Source organism: Bacteroides caecicola (genome assembly GCF_023337095.1).
Taxonomy (GTDB): Bacteria; Bacteroidota; Bacteroidia; order Bacteroidales; family Bacteroidaceae; genus Phocaeicola; species Phocaeicola gallinarum.
The window spans coordinates 201270-218411 of sequence record NZ_JAMBLM010000005.1; the positions used below are offsets into that span (position 1 = coordinate 201270).

Genomic DNA, 17142 nt, shown 5'->3' on the forward strand with positions numbered 1-17142 from the left:
CCCCAGTGGTATAACCAATTATAACAATCATTGATATGACCATCACACTTCGACAAAAAGACCTTGAAAACGACAACAAGAGCCTGTATCTTGACATCTATGAGAATGGCAAGCGCAAGTTTGAGTTCCTTTCCCTCTACCTAATCCCTGAGATTAACCAAGAGACAAAGGAACGCAACGAGGCTACCTTGAAACGTGCGCAGGAGATTCGTGCCGAGCGCGTCCTTCATCCCGAGACCATTCCCGAGAAAGGTCACTTGATGGTTGTACCCGACATTCCCAACGATGACTCACCCGAAGTCATTGACTGGATCCAGACTTACATGGAGTGGATGGACGGCAATCCCGAATATTCCAAGAGGACTGTCGAGCAGACTCAATACCTTCAAGAACGCATGAAGGAGTTTCTGAAAGCCAAACGCAGACCGCACATCACTCTGATGAAGTTCGATAAGACATGGTTCAAGGCATTCTTTCTTTGGCTGAAGAATGACTATGTACCTCAGAAGTATGTGAGAGTCAAGGCAAAGCCGTTGAGTAATGCCAGTTTGCGGAACATGCAGCAACGCATTGTCGCAGTATTCAACAAGGCAGTCAAGACTGGCAAGTTGAAGGCAAACCCCTTCTATCAGTTGGAGAAGGAAGACACAATCTCCAAGCCAAAGTCTGGTCACAAGCTGTACCTTACACCCGATGAACTCAAACTCTTCATGGCATCCGAAGAGACTAACGGAGTCAGGGAAACCCAGTTGGCATTTGGCTTCGCTTGCCTTACAGGACTACGCATCAGCGACATAAGGGCTTTGCGATGGTCAAACATCATGAGGAACGAGGTAACGAACACACTTGTAATCGTCCAGAAGAAGACCAAGGAACTCAATGCCGTCCCAATCTGCTCAACCGCAGAAGCATGGATGCCACCCAAGAAGGATGACAAGGTTTTCCACCTTCCTGCCCATGCCAATGTGGATGCAGCTCTCAAACGAATAGCCAAGAAGGTAGGTATCACGAAGACAATCTCCTTCCATACCTCCCGACATACCTTTGGCACATTGATCCAAGCGGCTACTGGTGACATCGAGACCACCAAGAAACTCATGGGTCACAAGTCGCTCAAATCAACCGCAGTCTATGCAGACGTGCTGACTGAGGAAAAGGTCAAGGCTATCTCCAATACCAAGACGGTATTCAGGAGTCGCAAGCCACACACCGAGAACAAGAAGATTCCACGAACCAAGCGAACGGCAGCGACCAACACGCACCCTCGCAAGGTCATAGATATACAGGATAACGAATAACGGCTAACGAGCCGATTCAGGATAACAACCAGTTTCATTTCATCAAAAGCAGTGCCCTGATTCAAGGTAGTGGTTTCCGCTACCCTTAGGGGCTTGCTATCTCAAAACCAAGCATTCAGGATAACGTAAACAACTAAATATCAAGATTATGAATAAGACTATTGACAACGAGACTCTTCTTTTGAAGGTAGAGTCATTTGAGCATCGCATCGAGGTTCTGGAGAACACTCTCAGCGCAGCCAAGGAGGTATTGACACTTGAAGAAGCAGCCCTTTTCATGGGTATATCAAAGAGCAGTCTCTACAAGATGACCCATCGTCATGAGCTTCCTTTCTTCCGTCCAAACGGCAAACTCATCTACTTTGAGAAGGCTGAACTTCTGAAGTGGATGCGTCAGAACCGCAGCATGTCTGAGGCTGAGACCAAGGAGGCAGCAGCCCAGAAGCTGAATGAACTTGCCAACCACTAATCAATGAGTATTATGAATCAGGATTTCAATCAACAGCAGTACAACGACAAACTGGCTCAGGTAGCCAGCCTTGCCGTTACCTATGCCAAGGATGGCACAGGCTATCACAGTATGAAGGATGCCTTCAATGAACTGTGCGAGATTTCACATGCCAACAAGGGCATTGACCAAGAAAACACTATCGGCAGACGAACCCTGCTTGTGCAGAGTGTCTGCATCAAGGCTATCCATGCGCTCACTCCATACCAGAACGAGCGACTTGAACAGCAGCTGAAGGACATTGCTTCGGACTATCCCGAGCATCGTCACCTGCATTTCCGCAGATAGTTTCTTCTTTCCCTTTTGTCATATCATAGACATATCAATGAGAGTTACCGCTTACATACGTCAGAAAGATACATCGAAGAACGACCTTGACAGCCGTGCTTCGGTGTACTTCCGTGTCCGTGACAAAGGGCTTGATGTCAAGTGCGCAAGCGAACTTCAGATCAATCCCAATCACTGGAGCCAAGAACGACAGGGCTACAAGAGCCGTGTCAATCTTGTGGATGACGATACCAGAAACCTCTTTGACTCACAGGTCAAGGAGATTACAGGTATCATAACCAGGGAATACTATATCGGAGCAAACTCCGACTGGCTAAGACGACTGATATTTGCCTATCACCACCCCAATGCCTATTGCATGGGCAGTGGCATGGCGGTAAGCAAATCCTTTGTCATCTGGGCAGAGAGGTACCTTCAGAACAAGCATTTCGGCAAGCATCAGGAGTGTAACACCCGATGCCTGATTGACAAGGTTACTCGTTTTGAGGATGAACACAAACACCCGATGAACATTGACAGCATGACTGCCGATGATCTTCGTGTGTTTGCGGATTTCCTGTCTTCTGACTATGACATATCTATGAATACCATCGTCACTAACATGACCTTGATGCGTACCGTCTGCAACTGGGTACGAAAGCAGGGAGTCACAAACAATGACCCCTTCTTTGGCTATGACATGCCCAAGGCACTCTATGGCACTCCATATTTCCTGACCATTCAGGAGCGTGACCAAGTTCTGGATGCAGACCTAACGGATGATGCAGAACTTGCTGAGTATCGTGATATGTTCGTGTTTCAGTGTATGGTCGGATGCCGTCATAGTGATCTTGTGACCTTCACCCCCAAGAACATTATTGACGGTGTTCTGGAATATATCCCCATCAAGACCAAGGGCAAGTTAGGTGACGTTGTAAGGGTTCCTCTTATCCCCAAGGCTATGGCTATCCTTGATGGCCATGACCATGGTGATGATGAACCAATCTTCCCCAAGCATTATAACTTCAAGTTCAACGATGCTATCCGTAGAATCTTGAAGCGTGCCAAGGTAAATCGTGTTGTCACTGTGATTAACCCTAAGACACGGCTTGAATAGAAGAAGCCAATCTCAGATGTGGCTACCTCTCATCTTGCACGAAGGACTTTTATCGGTAATCTTTACCGCATGGTCAAAGACCCTGATTTGGTTGCTTCTATGTCTGGTCATGCCAAAGGCAGCGTTGCTTTTGCCCGATACCGAGTCATTGATGATGACATGAAGAAATCCCTGGTTGAACTTATCCAGTGATTCTCTTCTTTTTGATGGCATATTCCTTTTCCCTTTATTCGGTTACATTTCAATAATATCATAGACTATGGACGATAAAAAATTACATCGTTGCTTCACTTTCTCTGAAGAGCAGTTGAAGCATCTTCGAAGCAAGAAGTACAAGATTGACCGTATGGAATGCTTCATGTCGCTTGTGGATCTTGCCGAGCCAGTTCCAAAACTTGTGCAAATCAGCAAGACCAAGCAAGTAGAAATCTTGGCAGGTCAAGTTATGGTTGACAATACCCAACTTGCCAAACTCTGGGACAAAGACCGCAAGACGGTTCCAAAGCTGTTGGATGCTATGGAGGCTGTGGGCATTTTCTCTTCTCAGGAAGTGGAAGATAACCGCATCTACACCCTTCATTGTCTCTCAGGCTGGTATGTTGATGCCAAGTTCGTGTCGAATGCCTTTGCCTTAAAGCGCAATAACGACAGTACGGCAATCATCCATGCGGAAGTTCCTGCCTCCAAGGTCATCATCACTGAGGATCCTGATGACAAGAAGAAGGACAAGGAAGGTTCTGCTTCTGCCGATGACAAATCCAATGACTCTGCCGAGGGCAACAATCCTCAGACAACTGGCAATGTGTCGCACCAATCACCACAATCTAATGATAGTGGCAATGTGGGTAAGTCTGGAGCAGATGGCAACAAGTCACCATCACCTCCTGAAAACAATTCCCCGCAGTCTGCTGACAGCCCTTCTCCCCAAGGTGAAGCCGATGGCAAGCAGAATGAAGGGAAGCAGCATGAGCAGATACCTTCTCAGCAAGGAGGACAGCAGCCACAACAGCCTAACGGCAATCAAAGACCGCCTTTCAACGGCTATCAGAAGCCTAACGGCTACTACAACCAGAACGGCAACAAATAGCCGTCTGAGGACTCAGGAATGCGACCTGCACCGCCAAACCATCCCAAAGGACGTTTACCGATACAGGACAACACGGCAAGCCGAAACGACTTTCTAAGCCCTGACGGGAACTTAGCAGGTAAAAGGACCGATTTTTAAGAGGTACTTTTCGAGAAATCCTTTTGTACTACATTATTTGTGACCAAATTTATGCAGTCCTAAAAGTTTCTCGGGCTACTCGCAGGCTCGCAGACCTATGTCCTTCTTTTTTACTGATTTATATTCATCCCTTTAATCATATTCAAAGATATGGCTAAGAAAAAGAAGATTATCAAGAAGACACCCACAAGGGTGCATTCCTTCCGCTGTACCGATAAGGACTGGAAGGAACTGAAAAAACTCGCTAAGGAATGTGGTATGAGCATAGGCAAGTATCTCGTTGAGACTGGCAAGAAGCATCACCCACGTCAGCGACTCACTCCAGAGGAAAGCAAAGCCCTGAACTCTCTGACTGAGGCACGTACCGACTTGATAAAAGTCCGCAGTAAGTTGCACGATGCTTCACCCGAGGAAAAGCAGAAGATGTTCAGATCTCCAAAGTTCATGAAGTGGTGGATTGAAGCCGTTGAACGACTCATCAAACACTGGTATAGCATTGAAGACAACCTTACTTCTCCTGTACTGACCAAAGTTCAAGAAGACGAATGATTATACTCGCAAGACCAGTAGCCTATGGCGGCAATGCCGCAAGGTACGCAATGGAGAAGGAGGATGCAACCGTGGTCAAGGTGAACCACATGCCTGACTATCTCGATGCCACCGAAATCTGGTATCGGATGAAGCATCACTGCCAGTTGCATCAACAGGACAGGACTGTTGGGCGAAAGTTGGAACGCTTCATGACCACGTTTGTACTCTCCCCATCCAAGGAAGAGTCAGAGAACTATACCTTGGATGACTGGGCAAACCTCGCTGATGAAGGATTGGAAGCTTTGGATTCAGTCGGACTTTTACCCAAAGGCTTTAAGGAGAAGGTCAAGACCAATTTCCGCAATTCTATGAGTGTTGCTGCCTTGCATCGGGATTCCAAGTCTGGAACCCTTCACCTGCATCTTGACTGTTGCCGTGTGGATAATGACGGCAAGACCAACGATGTTCACGATGTTCACATCAGAGCAATAAGGGCTGCGGAAATTATCAACGCAAGGCATGGTTGGGAGCAACCTCAGGAGGTTCGTGAAATGCGCCAACAAGATATAGCGGAGTTTTGCGAATATACCCTTCAGAAGATGGATAGTTTCGACATTGACCGTTACTTTGATATGCTTCGCATGAGAGGCTATGAGGTCAATCCAAGGTATGACACTACTAACTGCAAACTTGTGGGCTACACCATCGGCAAGAATGCCTCAGTGTTCAAGGCTTCTGCCATCGGTCGAAAGTTCATGGTATCACAGCTTGAAGCCACATGGAAGAAGATGCATCCTAAGCCTACTCAGGTCAAGATGCGACCTGCTTCACCTTCCGTTTCACCGGCTCGCCCTGCTCGCCCTGTTGCTCAGACAACGAAACCTACCCAGTCCAATTCTAAGCCATTGCCAGTTGCTACCAAGACTGCCTTCAATGTCAATGTTAGCGGTGAAATGAAGAGAATCTATATTCCGAACACGGTCAAGGACATCTTCCTCAATGAGGTTCAGGTTCCTGATTCTGATATGACTGCATCAAGAGAGGACATTTCTCATGTAGGTATGCTTCTCTTCCTTGATATGATTGATGCAGCAACAACCGTGTCCGAATCTTGTGGCGGTGGTGGTTCTGCTCCTTCCTCTGGTTGGGGTAAGGATGATGACGAAGACGAGCGTGAGCGGGCTCGCCGTTGCCTCCAGATGGCTCATGCCATGTGCAAGCCACCGCAGAAAAGACGTTCATTCCACCGTTAGACAAATCCTACATATCAATGAGAAGAACAAAACATGTAGAAGAACTCATCGAAGATGACGAGCAGAAGCCTGACTTCGATGACATGATGAACGAAGTCCAGGAAGAGATTGAAGAGCATGATGCCGAGGATGCTGTTGTCAGTCGTGCGCCTGAACTCAGGCAGTTGAGTGAGAACATTGACAAAGCGACCAACACTTGGATCAATGCAACTCTTCAACTGGAGTCTGCCATCCGTAAGTACAATTCAGCTCAGACTGCTCTTGGCAATGCCGTTGACACTATCAGTGGTAAGGTTGACACCATCAATACCCACATTGACAATGTTCTGAAGGATGCCCCAACCAAGTTGAAGGTTTCAGTCAGAGTCGATGATGTTGACTGGAAGAAGATTCAGGACATGTTCGACAAACAACATGAATGGATGACCACTCAGATGCAGAAGCATATCCGTGAGGTCAATCAAATGTTTTATGAAGAACGTAGAAGGGTTCAGGAAAGGTACAAGGAGTACGACGGAACCTACCTCGGACACTATGTGCAGTATTTCTTCTGGTTCTTCTTTGTCCTTGGACTCGTTATTTTCGGCTTGGCTATCTTCCTGATGCTCGACAGTCACTACCACTGGACGAAGTAATCTAATGTTTATACCCTCCAAAATCCCTACGAAACTTGGCATAGTCTAAGTTTGTAGGGATATTTTTTTTCTTGAAAACGTCATTTTCTTGAAAATGTGCACTATTGCCCGTTGTGGGAGCCAGATAGCATGAGTAACTTTGCACCGTCAAAATAAACGAGTGTAAACCTAATTGTTATAAAGTAAGCATTCCGTAAACCACGTATAGATGGTTATGGAATACTTTTTATATAGTCCGCTAAATGGGAATTTACAATTCTGATATACTTCAGATGTAGGTTGCCGTTTCTAAAGCAATATAAAGTTTGTTTAAACTATGGTTGGCATTGTTCAAGCCTTTGGCTTCATATCCATTTGTATCCAAAATGTCACCTGTTTCAAAAAAAGCATACAACTTCAAATTGTAGAAGTCGCACACAGATTGAACTCCAGCCAATTCCATTTCTACAGCGATGCACCCTTCTTCCATACGTTTGCGTACAAGTCCTTTTGTTTCTCTGATCATCGAATCTGTCGTCCATATTTTACCTGTAATATATGGTACAGATAATTTGTCGAAAATTATGGAAAGTTCCTTGCTTGCGGCTATATCAATATAGTCGGATGGTGCTGCAAAATAATATGAACACCCGTCCCCTCTGTAACTTTGTGTCGGTATGATAAATCTACCTTGTGTGGTTGTACGGTCAAGACTGCCACAGGAACCGAACATAATGAACTTTGATGCTCCAGTTAGCCAGCTTGCAAGATGACATTGAGAGGATGCTACTGCTGAACCTATTCCTGACAGGTAGAAAGTTATCGTAACTCCTTTATAAGTTGTTTTATAGATATGCGTATCGCCATTGCAAGCCGGCATAGTTGCAATAATTTCAGATTCGTAGGAATCAAGTAAATGCCGATGAATCTCCTTCGAGAATATTATCAGGCATATATCTGCAAAATCTCCACGTCTGCCGTAGAAATCAAACAGATTGATCATTGGTTCAGTTTCAATATCATAACTATCAGTAATCATAGCATATTGAATCAGATGTGAGTTTTATATTGCTCCGGTATCTCAAGATTGAAAGTTCTGCATAATAACAGGACGTCGTGGACATCATTTTCATCGTATTCATATCCAAGATGGAACTGTACCTGTGCCTCCGGGTTTATGCATGTTACCTCAATATTCCCGATATTTCCTTTACCTGAGAAAGTTTCGCTTGGGAAAGTGTATCCGTCATATAGAATTCCATCTTCGACATATTCGAAACAATGCAGATCGATTATTCTTCCGTTGTCATCTTTCCAGACAGTATGGCTATCGGTCGTATAGTCCATTACAACTTCTCTGTATCCCTTCCAGGTAATCACGGATATGGCCTTACCATAGTCTTTCTTCTCTACGAACAGATCGATGTCGTTATGTATTCTTGTTTCTCTGCCTATAAGTGCATCGACACCCCAACCGCCGTCCAGAAACACCTTTACAGATGCTTCAGACAGCATTTCAAGAATCTCACATGCATCAAAATAAGTGACCATAAAATTGCAATTAAAATAAACTTTGGTGCAAAGTTAATAAAATTCCGTGAGACTAAAGAGACTTATACGTAGAAAGTTAAACATACAACTGTATTTTCGCAGAAAATACTATAAAATGCCACCTGAAAAGCCCACTTTTCGTGCACATTTTTCCAACTAAAGCCATTTTTTCAACCTGATTGCTGAAACGACAATAAGGTTCACAATACCTGATTTTGCACCTTCAGGAACGCAGCACAAAATGATAGAAAATGAAAATTTCCGTTCATTTCCGTGTTAAGATATGTTAAGCAGATGTTTTCATTTTGGGGTTTTTGAAATTTTTGTTTCCAGTTTGTTTCTTTTGGTACTCTTTGCTTTTTGGGAGTGTTGATATTCAGCACTTTACAATTCGGAAGCAGATTCTGAAGAAGAAGATCATGATGGTTGTCGGTGCCTGTATCTTCCTCATTGCAGCTGCACAGGCTCTGCCTTTGTTCTTTGGACTCTCCTAAACCGAAGGTGTCATGAAGAGCCGAGAGGAACAATATCCTGATTATCCATTATTCAAGGGGCTGCAACGCCCACTTGAATTTATGGGCATCCAAGGGCGATACATCTATTGGGCGGCAGCCACGATAGGCATTGCCATAGTCGGCTTCATCATAGCCTATTGTCTGGCCGGATTCGTTCTCGCACTGATTGTACTGGCCGTTGCCATAACAATTGGTGCAGGACTGATTCTGTTCAAACAGAGAAAAGGGCTGCATAGCAAACGGCAGGAACGAGGGGTGTTTATCTATGCCTACTCCAAGAAAATGTAACAGAAAACCATTTGACCATGAATGGATACATTGAATGTTGAACGTGGCAGGCTTGTCCTTTCATCAGGTCAGCCTGCCCTTAATTGCAAATAACCGAATGATTACATACATCTTCCTGATATTTATTGCTATTTGCTTAGGCATGGCCATTTCTGTCTATGCTTTTGGAACAGGAGGCAAACGGAAGCGGATTTTCCAGGATATCTATTTATCCGTAGAAGACGCGAACGGTATCGGTGTGATATACACCAAGACCGGCGAATATTCCGCTGTGCTGAAAGTGGAGAATCCAGTGCAGAAGTATTGTGCCAACATTGATGCCTATTACGAGTTTACCCAACTCTTTACCGCGATAGCGCAAACACTGGGAGAAGGATATGCCATACACAAGCAGGACATTTTTGTAAAAAAGAGTTTTGAGGGACTTGACGATGAGAAACGAGAATTTCTCACCTCTTCCTATTTCCGTTACTTCAACGGCAGATCCTATACTGACAGCGAATGCTACCTGACCATTACGCAAGAGTCAAAAAAGAGCAGCCTGTTTTCATACGACAGCAAGAAATGGCGTGATTTCCTTGTGAAGATACGCAAGGTGCATGACCAGTTGCGTGATGCAGGCGTGCAGGCAAAATTTCTGAACAAGCAGGAGGTCAGCGAATATGCAGACCGTTATTTCGCCATGAATTTCAGAGACAAGGTTGTATCTATGACCAATTTCAAGGTGGATGACGAATGTATCTCCATGGGAGACAAACGCTGCAAAGTATATAGCCTTGTGGACGTGGATAGCGTAAGCCTGCCATCAGTCATTCGTCCTTATATGAATGTGGAAGTCAACAACAGCTGTATGCCAATGGATTTGGTGTCTGCGGTATCATCCATACCAAACACCGAAGCCATAGTATATAACCAGATGATATTCATTCCCAACCAAAAGAGAGAACTGGCATTGCTTGACAAAAAGAAGAACCGCCATGCGAGTATGCCCAATCCCGGCAACCAGATGGCAGTCGAGGACATTAAGCGTGTGCAGGAAGTAGTGGCAAGAGAAAGCAAACAACTGGTATATACCCATTACAACCTTGTGGTAGCCATATCTGCGGAAACCGACATCCATAAATGTACGAACTATTTGGAGAACAGTTTTTCAAGGATGGGCATCCATATATCCAAAAGGGCTTACAACCAATTGGAGCTGTTCGTCAATTCCTTCCCCGGTAACTGTTACGGCATGAATCCGGAGTATGACCGTTTTCTTACTTTGGGAGATGCGGCCACTTGCCTGATGTACAAGGAGCGTATTCTGCACAGCGAGAAAACGCCATTGAAGATTTACTATACAGACAGGCAAGGCGTACCTGTCGCAATCGACATCACAGGAAAAGAAGGAGCGGAAAAACTTACCGACAACAGTAATTTTTTCTGTTTGGGTCCTTCGGGAAGCGGCAAGTCGTTCCATATCAATAGCGTGGTACGCCAACTCCACGAACAAGGGACGGATGTGGTAATGGTAGATACCGGAAACTCATACGAGGGATTGTGCGAATATGTGGGAGGCAAATACATCTCTTATACGGAAGAACGACCCATTACCATGAATCCGTTCCGCATCAGCCGACAAGAACTGAATGTGGAGAAGACCGGCTTCCTGAAAAACCTTGTATTGCTGATCTGGAAAGGCAGCCAAGGGACTGTTACCAAGACAGAAGACAGGCTGATTGAACAGGTCATCACAGAGTATTACGATACCTACTTCAATAAGTTCAACGGTTTTACACCTCCCCAACGAGACGATTTGCGTAAAAGTCTTCTGATTGACGAGCGCAACAAAGGCAGGAACCGTTCCGAAAGCGAAGTGGAACTGAACGCACGAGTGGAAAAGGTCATTGACGAAATTGAACGAAGAAGAAAGGAATTGAAAGTGGAATCGTTGTCATTCAACACGTTCTACGAGTTCTCCGTACAACGCATTCCTGACATCTGCAACGAAAACAACATTTTAGGGATAGACTTCTCTACCTACCGCTATATGATGAAGGACTTTTATAGAGGAGGCAATCACGAGAAAACTTTGAACGAGAACATGGACAGTTCGCTGTTTGATGAGACCTTTATCGTATTCGAGATAGATTCCATAAAAGATGACCCGCTTCTGTTTCCCTTGGTAACGCTTATTATCATGGATGTGTTCCTGCAAAAGATGCGTATCAAGAAGAACCGCAAGGTCTTGGTAATAGAAGAAGCCTGGAAAGCCATCGCTTCCCCACTAATGGCAGAATACATCAAGTTCATGTACAAGACGGCCCGAAAGTTCTGGGCAAGCGTGGGTGTAGTAACGCAAGAGATTCAGGACATCATCGGCTCAGAAATCGTTAAGGAAGCCATTATCAACAACTCCGATGTGGTGATGTTGCTTGACCAAAGCAAGTTCCGTGAACGCTTTGACACCATTAAGGCGATACTCGGACTGACCGATGTGGATTGCAAGAAAATATTCACAATCAACCGATTGGATAATAAAGAGGGGCGTTCGTTCTTCCGTGAGGTCTTTATCCGCCGTGGTACGACAAGCGGAGTATATGGCGTGGAGGAACCACATGAATGTTATATGACCTACACCACGGAACGGGCAGAAAAGGAAGCGTTGAAACTCTACAAAGCAGAGCTGCAATGCAGCCACCAAGAAGCCATCGAGCGTTATTGCGCGGATTGGGAGGCTTCCGGAATCAGCAAATCCTTGCCATTTGCCCATAAGGTGAACAGTGCCGGAAAAGTATTGAATCTTCATCAATCCCAAACAAGACAGTAATGAAACGATTGACTCTCATAATAATGACAATAGCCACACTTTTCGCACAACAGGCTCACGCTCAGTATTACAGTGTGAACATAGATGCGAAAACTGTGGCCGCCATGGTTGCTGCCTATGGCACAGGAACCGTTGCAGAGGCGTATTATGACGAGCAGGTACAGGCTATCTTGAAACACTACAAGGCTTCAGAGGTAGCCACAGCAGGAATCTTCGCGAGCAAATTTCTGGAACGTAAGGCTCTAACGGATTTAGGAATCTGGAGCAGTGCCACGGAAAATTATTATTACCGAAGAATATATCATTTAGTAGCGCATAAGATTATCCCGAAGACATGGATTGTAGCCAAGCTGATGCTTCACTCCCCACAGACAGCCCTCCATTGGGGCAGTTATCTGATGAAAGTGTGTGATGACACCAAAGCCCTGTGTATGCAGTTTGAGAGTATTGTCACCAACAGCACATTGTCCTTCTCGGATATCGCCTTTTTGGAGTTCAACGAGGAAATAAAGTCAATCCTAAAACTCTCGGAAATCGGCAATGTGGATTGGGAACGCCTTTTTGACGACATATCCGATGTTCCAGGCAATTTCACAAAAGAGAACCTGAAAGCCGATCTGGACAACCTGTACAGAATGGGTGCAGGGCTTGCAACTTCGGGTATCACCAACATCGGAGATGCCTTGTTGCAGCAAAACTCTTTCCATGAACTGATGAACGGCAAGGTCAGCAAGGTCATAGACATCTACGAACATTACAGCAGTCTCTTTGAGCAGTTGGAGAACAATGCAGGACAGGCTATACTCAACATCGTGGGTAGTCCGGACAATGTGGCTGGACTGTTCAAGTTCAGTGATTACAACCTCACTTCGTGGATAACCGACTATCTGGACAAGACTTCAGGCAATTATTACACCCAGCGGTGGTATATCGCCAGACGTGATCGTGGTAGCGTGCCTCTTTGTGATTATGTTCCTCCGACCGATGACAAGAGCATTCTTGAAGGCGGTGAATGGACCCGCTTCCAAACAAGCAATCCGAATTTCTATCCCAATGCCTCGCAACGGGAACAAGCTCTTTCCAATTCGGAGCGTTATGCCGGATGGTCAAGAAGCAGGGTGCAGCAACTCAACAACACCAATGACGGCTTCAAATACACCATCAACTACTACCAGTCCAGCTATGTCATCAAACGTGGCAGCAAGCAGACCAAGAAAGCATACGCCTACGAGATTCATGTCTCAAAGAGCTGGGACAATGAAGAAGTCGTTTATGAGGATATATTTGACTCCTACTCAATGGACTTGAATACATTCAAAGCCCAGATTAACGCAAGGCTTTCAGAGTTCAATGACAACGAGGACGGTTATGTCTATTACATCGCATCCGACAGCCGTAACTATTATCAGGCAACCAACGAGGAAAAATTGAAAGGCTGCGAGACGGTAACAATCAGCGTAACCTGTTCGGATGGGGCGACACTTGGGCAGGGAACGACCCAGTACAAATGCCGTAAATGCAGAAAGTCGCTTAACGCCCATTCCAAAGAATGCGCGATGCAGACCACAGCCGAAAGTGAAGAACTGGATTTGTCGGAACTGGATGCCATGCAACGTGAAGCGGACAACAAGGTTTACGCACTCCAATCCCAAATATCTGCATTGGAAAAGGAAAACGAATCGCTGATCAAGCAGATTGCCAATGCCAGCGTAGAGGATGCCATCCCTCTCCGCCAGAAATACAATGAGAACAAAGCGGAAATAGAAAGACTGAAGCCGGAACTTGCCACCTGGCAGCAGAAACAGGCTGAAATCGCACAGGCGAAAGAAGAAGCCAAGAGCGACAATGATGTGGTGACCGATGACTACTACCGCATTCCGGCTATCATGCAGGACTGCAAGACGGCTTACAACATCACATGGCAAGACAATGGTTCTTGGAGTGGCTATACCTTTATCAGAAAAGGGACTATACCCAATATCAACGGTATCATCACGTTCAGGGCAACGCTGAAAATCGCACGCAAGCCGAAATATTTTCTGGGCATCAAGATACACAGGGCCATACTGCAAATTTCCTGGGACTTGACCACCGAATATTCCGATACCCACGTGGTGGAAGTGATAACACTCGATCCCGGCATGAGTGAAAAGGATAAGACGAAATTGGTCAATGACCGCATAGCGGAGATTGCGAAAGAATATCCGAAATGCAAGATAACCACAGAATACGCCAGGACTGCACCGCAGGAGGACACGAATACTAATGATATGTATCACCTGCTTTGGTCTAGCGACCGTTTGGATATTGCACGCGAGGTGGACTCCCGACTTACGAAAATTTATGCTGACTTGGTGTCACTGGAAAAGATGATGCACTACAAGCGCAGTATCATTGATGTGTTGAAAGATGTGTTGCCTCCTATTGATGACGAACAAGGAAAGAGATTGACACTCGTGGAAGAATGCCATGACCGATGGATGGAGAATGCACGGAACAGACAGCATAAGGAGGACAGACGATGAAAACAAGCATGGTATATAAAATCGGATTGTTGATGATATTGCTTGTCCCAATATCGGCTAAGGCACAATGGAGCTTTGATATAGGCACTGTGGAAGCCTATATCAATGACCACAAGCAACAGCGTAGCCTATTGCTGGCTCGTTCCACATTGGAACACAGCAACAAGCTCCTGCACGAATACAGCCGAGAGGAGACTGTTGGCTACAAGGAGTTGAACGTGGATTTGGATAAATACACCAGAGCCTTTGATGCGATAGATGTGATGTACCAGTCATTACGCACTGCGTTGAATGTTCATTCCACCTATCAAGGGGTCAGTGACAGAATATCCGACTACAAAACGATGCTTAAAGATTTCAATGAGAAGGTCATCAAACGGAAACATATCGAACTGGCAGATACGCTGATACTCACCATCAATGCCGGAGCCATACGAATGATAGCCCAAGAGGGCGAATATCTCTACAAGTCCGTGAGTGATTTGGTTCTGTACGCCACAGGAGCAGCCGCCTGTTCCACTTCGGACTTGGTTATGGTGTTGAACAGCATCAACAATTCTCTTGACAATATCGAACGGCATCTGAACAGGGCTTACTTCGAGACATGGCGGTACATACAGGTGCGTATCGGTTATTGGAAAGAAAAGGTCTATCGTACCAAAACCAAACGGGAACTCATAGACGATGCTTTCGGTCGATGGAGACAATCAGGCAAATTGAATTATTGAGAACGTAAAAAGAGAAATATATGAAATGGATATTGACAACAGGATTGATAATGGCGGTAGCTATCGGAGCTAATGCCCAATATGTCACTTATAACCACGATTCGCCCAAGATGAACCAGATTATGGTGGAAGAAACCGGAGCCGGTGCGCTTACGCCGGAACTTTATTACACCTTACTACACAACAGGTACAAGAAAACGGCAGCCGCAAAGAACAAACTCACATTCCGCACGGCGGCAGGCGTAGCTTCCTATCAGCAAGTGAATGAAGCGGAAGCCATAGACTCCGCATTGACCAGCCGAGCCAAGATTGAAGCCTTGAATGTGGCAGACCGGCAAGTGGATCTTGCCTGGCTTGCTGAAAAAGACAAGGTGGAATCCCAAATGCGGCAGTTTCAAAAGAACATAGACCGCATACTGATAACAGGCGGCTCACCAAAAGAGAAAGAACGTTGGAGCGAGTTCTACCATATATATCAATGCGCCATCAAAGCAACAAAGGATGCCTATATGCCCAATGCAGAACGAAAAAGGCAATATCTGCAAATCTATGCGGATGTCTCCAAACAGAATGATGTACTGGTAACATACCTCGTCCAGTTGAGTAACCGCAACGCAACGAGAGATCTTCTTTCGGTAAGTGAGAATCAGTCTATTGACAAGAGAAGCATTGTAAATAATGCCCTGAATCGTTGGAATGAATCACGGTCAGCAGTGCGCGGGTCGCAAGACGATAGTGAAAGCGATGACGGAGATGGAAATGAAAGTGTAAACAGATAATATAAAACCAATATAAATGGCAAGTGGAGATATTCTTTCAGACTTCGGCATCAATCTGTTAGAGGAAGAGATTGATGATGTGATTTTTCAGACGAATGAGTTTCTGACGGATGCCACCTTTACAGGCTCACAAGGGCCGTTTTGGTGGTTACTGGTGGTTAGCGTATTTTTACGCTTTCTTTCACTTGCAACCTTCTGTAAACCAACTATTTGCAAGATATTATTCCGTGAGACAAATCCCGGACGGGACAAAAACGGGACAAAACCACAGGAAAATAAAATCAAGAACGCTTCAAGTCCGGCATCCCTAGTCATGGACTTCTCTTTCCTCTGCAAAGGTACGATTTTGTCCCGTGAAAAGCAAGCAATTTCTTATAAATATGTTGTCAATCAACCATTTATATCACACGGGCATTTTCAGGAAGATACAGCAAATGCCTCACACACAGACTTATGTTGCTTATTCCAAAGGTCTGTTAAAATCTGTTTTATGCCATTTGTACACTATAGCATTTCTGCCGTTGCACACTGTCTTGGACAAATGTACAACCCACCTGCCATTATCAGCAATGCTGAATGTGTGTCCAATCAGTAAGTTGGCAAAAAATACCGCATGGCTACATAGCCGGACAAAGCGACATATTCAGAGTTGTACAATGAGCGGAAAATGCTGATTTTCAATATGATAAATGATTATAAATCAATCATTTGACTTGCAATTCTACAAATCAAACCATATACATTTGTGGTCGAAATTGATTAACAAACTCATAAAATACAACATCATGACAGAAAACAAGACATCAAAAATGAATCTCGAACAGGAGCGCAAGATTGCTGAGCTTCAGGAACGGGTGAACCGACTGGAAAACCTTTGCTATGCGGCCAAGGAAGTACTGAACTTAGAGGAAGCGGCTAACTTTCTCGGCATTGCCAAAAGCACCCTATATAAGATGACGCACTTGAACCAACTGCCGTACTTCAAGCCTGCGGGCAAACTCATTTTCTTTGAGAAAAAGAAACTGATTGAATGGGTGCATGGCGCAAAATCAAAGTCAGTTGACGAAATCAAGGAGGAAGCGGCTGCCAAGATTCAGGAAATGAACGAAAGACAATGAACTTTTTATTCAC

The 17142-nt window shown here is 45.1% G+C and carries 17 protein-coding genes and 1 pseudogene; 16 read left to right on the top strand and 2 right to left on the bottom strand.

The features are described from left to right. The first annotated feature begins 35 nt into the window (after positions 1–35). The 8 genes from M3085_RS06975 to M3085_RS07010 all read left to right on the top strand — a co-directional run bounded on the left by M3085_RS06975 (position 36) and on the right by M3085_RS07010 (position 6834). Complete coding sequence (locus M3085_RS06975) at positions 36–1298, top strand: site-specific integrase (RefSeq protein WP_006743471.1); 1263 nt, start codon at positions 36–38, stop codon at positions 1296–1298. Positions 1299–1446: 148 nt separating this feature from the next. Next, the gene (locus M3085_RS06980; RefSeq protein ID WP_006743470.1) at positions 1447–1767 is read left to right on the top strand and encodes a helix-turn-helix domain-containing protein; all 321 of its coding nucleotides are present in this window, start codon (positions 1447–1449) and stop codon (positions 1765–1767) included. 12 nt (positions 1768–1779) lie between these two features. Next, positions 1780–2094, top strand: coding sequence for a hypothetical protein (locus M3085_RS06985; RefSeq protein WP_006743469.1), 315 nt, complete (start codon positions 1780–1782; stop codon positions 2092–2094). A 37-nt stretch (positions 2095–2131) separates the two neighbouring features. After that, positions 2132–3190, top strand: coding sequence for a tyrosine-type recombinase/integrase (locus M3085_RS06990; RefSeq protein WP_249052613.1), 1059 nt, complete (start codon positions 2132–2134; stop codon positions 3188–3190). A 259-nt stretch (positions 3191–3449) separates the two neighbouring features. Then, on the top strand, positions 3450–4277 hold the full coding sequence (locus M3085_RS06995; RefSeq protein ID WP_005812835.1) for a hypothetical protein: 828 nt from the start codon (positions 3450–3452) through the stop codon (positions 4275–4277). A gap of 288 nt (positions 4278–4565) precedes the next feature. Next, positions 4566–4964 (top strand): plasmid mobilization protein, encoded by a 399-nt coding sequence (locus M3085_RS07000; RefSeq protein WP_005812832.1) that lies wholly within the window; start codon positions 4566–4568, stop codon positions 4962–4964. Then, positions 4961–6199, top strand: coding sequence for a hypothetical protein (locus M3085_RS07005; protein WP_009317650.1), 1239 nt, complete (start codon positions 4961–4963; stop codon positions 6197–6199). The genes M3085_RS07000 and M3085_RS07005 overlap by 4 nt, the downstream gene beginning before the upstream one ends. A gap of 17 nt (positions 6200–6216) precedes the next feature. Continuing rightward, complete coding sequence (locus M3085_RS07010; RefSeq protein ID WP_005812828.1) at positions 6217–6834, top strand: hypothetical protein; 618 nt, start codon at positions 6217–6219, stop codon at positions 6832–6834. Positions 6835–7102: 268 nt separating this feature from the next. Here M3085_RS07010 and M3085_RS07015 read toward each other — a convergent pair whose 3' ends face one another. Together M3085_RS07015 and M3085_RS07020 are read right to left on the bottom strand one after the other, a co-directional pair. Continuing rightward, a complete protein-coding gene (locus M3085_RS07015) occupies positions 7103–7852 on the bottom strand; it encodes a nucleoside phosphorylase (protein WP_006743466.1) in 750 nt (249 codons plus the stop codon). A gap of 11 nt (positions 7853–7863) precedes the next feature. Next, positions 7864–8364 (bottom strand): nucleotidyltransferase domain-containing protein, encoded by a 501-nt coding sequence (locus M3085_RS07020; RefSeq protein ID WP_006743465.1) that lies wholly within the window; start codon positions 8362–8364, stop codon positions 7864–7866. 395 nt (positions 8365–8759) lie between these two features. On the opposite strand from M3085_RS07020, the pseudogene M3085_RS07025 reads away from it, so the two are divergent. The 8 genes and pseudogenes from M3085_RS07025 to M3085_RS07060 form a co-directional block, all read left to right on the top strand. After that, positions 8760–8858: pseudogene (locus M3085_RS07025) on the top strand (DUF4134 family protein); the annotation flags it as partial. Between the two features lie 12 nt (positions 8859–8870). Next, on the top strand, positions 8871–9167 hold the full coding sequence (locus tag M3085_RS07030) for a DUF4133 domain-containing protein (RefSeq protein ID WP_249052614.1): 297 nt from the start codon (positions 8871–8873) through the stop codon (positions 9165–9167). A 97-nt stretch (positions 9168–9264) separates the two neighbouring features. Further along, positions 9265–11979 (top strand): conjugal transfer protein TraG, encoded by a 2715-nt coding sequence (locus M3085_RS07035; protein ID WP_249052615.1) that lies wholly within the window; start codon positions 9265–9267, stop codon positions 11977–11979. Next, positions 11979–14504 (top strand): hypothetical protein, encoded by a 2526-nt coding sequence (locus M3085_RS07040; protein ID WP_249052616.1) that lies wholly within the window; start codon positions 11979–11981, stop codon positions 14502–14504. The genes M3085_RS07035 and M3085_RS07040 overlap by 1 nt, the downstream gene beginning before the upstream one ends. Next, positions 14501–15232 (top strand): hypothetical protein, encoded by a 732-nt coding sequence (locus M3085_RS07045; protein WP_249052618.1) that lies wholly within the window; start codon positions 14501–14503, stop codon positions 15230–15232. Before M3085_RS07040 ends, M3085_RS07045 begins: the two co-directional genes overlap by 4 nt. Positions 15233–15252: 20 nt before the next feature. Continuing rightward, positions 15253–16011 (top strand): DUF5045 domain-containing protein, encoded by a 759-nt coding sequence (locus tag M3085_RS07050; RefSeq protein WP_249052619.1) that lies wholly within the window; start codon positions 15253–15255, stop codon positions 16009–16011. 16 nt (positions 16012–16027) lie between these two features. Further along, a complete protein-coding gene (locus tag M3085_RS07055; RefSeq protein ID WP_249052667.1) occupies positions 16028–16606 on the top strand; it encodes a hypothetical protein in 579 nt (192 codons plus the stop codon). A 190-nt stretch (positions 16607–16796) separates the two neighbouring features. Continuing rightward, a complete protein-coding gene (locus tag M3085_RS07060) occupies positions 16797–17129 on the top strand; it encodes a helix-turn-helix domain-containing protein (RefSeq protein ID WP_177609148.1) in 333 nt (110 codons plus the stop codon). Positions 17130–17142: the final 13 nt, after the last annotated feature.

Excerpts from the sequence above, each read along its gene's own strand:
- M3085_RS06975 (WP_006743471.1), top strand. The coding sequence starts at position 36 with ATGACCATCACACTTCGACAAAAAGACCTTGAAAACGACAACAAGAGC.
- M3085_RS06980 (WP_006743470.1), top strand. The coding sequence starts at position 1,447 with ATGAATAAGACTATTGACAACGAGACTCTTCTTTTGAAGGTAGAGTCA.
- M3085_RS06985 (WP_006743469.1), top strand. The coding sequence starts at position 1,780 with ATGAATCAGGATTTCAATCAACAGCAGTACAACGACAAACTGGCTCAG.
- M3085_RS06990 (WP_249052613.1), top strand. The coding sequence starts at position 2,132 with ATGAGAGTTACCGCTTACATACGTCAGAAAGATACATCGAAGAACGAC.
- M3085_RS06995 (WP_005812835.1), top strand. The coding sequence starts at position 3,450 with ATGGACGATAAAAAATTACATCGTTGCTTCACTTTCTCTGAAGAGCAG.
- M3085_RS07000 (WP_005812832.1), top strand. The coding sequence starts at position 4,566 with ATGGCTAAGAAAAAGAAGATTATCAAGAAGACACCCACAAGGGTGCAT.
- M3085_RS07005 (WP_009317650.1), top strand. The coding sequence starts at position 4,961 with ATGATTATACTCGCAAGACCAGTAGCCTATGGCGGCAATGCCGCAAGG.
- M3085_RS07010 (WP_005812828.1), top strand. The coding sequence starts at position 6,217 with ATGAGAAGAACAAAACATGTAGAAGAACTCATCGAAGATGACGAGCAG.
- M3085_RS07015 (WP_006743466.1), bottom strand. The coding sequence starts at position 7,852 with ATGATTACTGATAGTTATGATATTGAAACTGAACCAATGATCAATCTG.
- M3085_RS07020 (WP_006743465.1), bottom strand. The coding sequence starts at position 8,364 with ATGGTCACTTATTTTGATGCATGTGAGATTCTTGAAATGCTGTCTGAA.
- M3085_RS07030 (WP_249052614.1), top strand. The coding sequence starts at position 8,871 with ATGAAGAGCCGAGAGGAACAATATCCTGATTATCCATTATTCAAGGGG.
- M3085_RS07035 (WP_249052615.1), top strand. The coding sequence starts at position 9,265 with ATGATTACATACATCTTCCTGATATTTATTGCTATTTGCTTAGGCATG.
- M3085_RS07040 (WP_249052616.1), top strand. The coding sequence starts at position 11,979 with ATGAAACGATTGACTCTCATAATAATGACAATAGCCACACTTTTCGCA.
- M3085_RS07045 (WP_249052618.1), top strand. The coding sequence starts at position 14,501 with ATGAAAACAAGCATGGTATATAAAATCGGATTGTTGATGATATTGCTT.
- M3085_RS07050 (WP_249052619.1), top strand. The coding sequence starts at position 15,253 with ATGAAATGGATATTGACAACAGGATTGATAATGGCGGTAGCTATCGGA.
- M3085_RS07055 (WP_249052667.1), top strand. The coding sequence starts at position 16,028 with ATGGCAAGTGGAGATATTCTTTCAGACTTCGGCATCAATCTGTTAGAG.
- M3085_RS07060 (WP_177609148.1), top strand. The coding sequence starts at position 16,797 with ATGACAGAAAACAAGACATCAAAAATGAATCTCGAACAGGAGCGCAAG.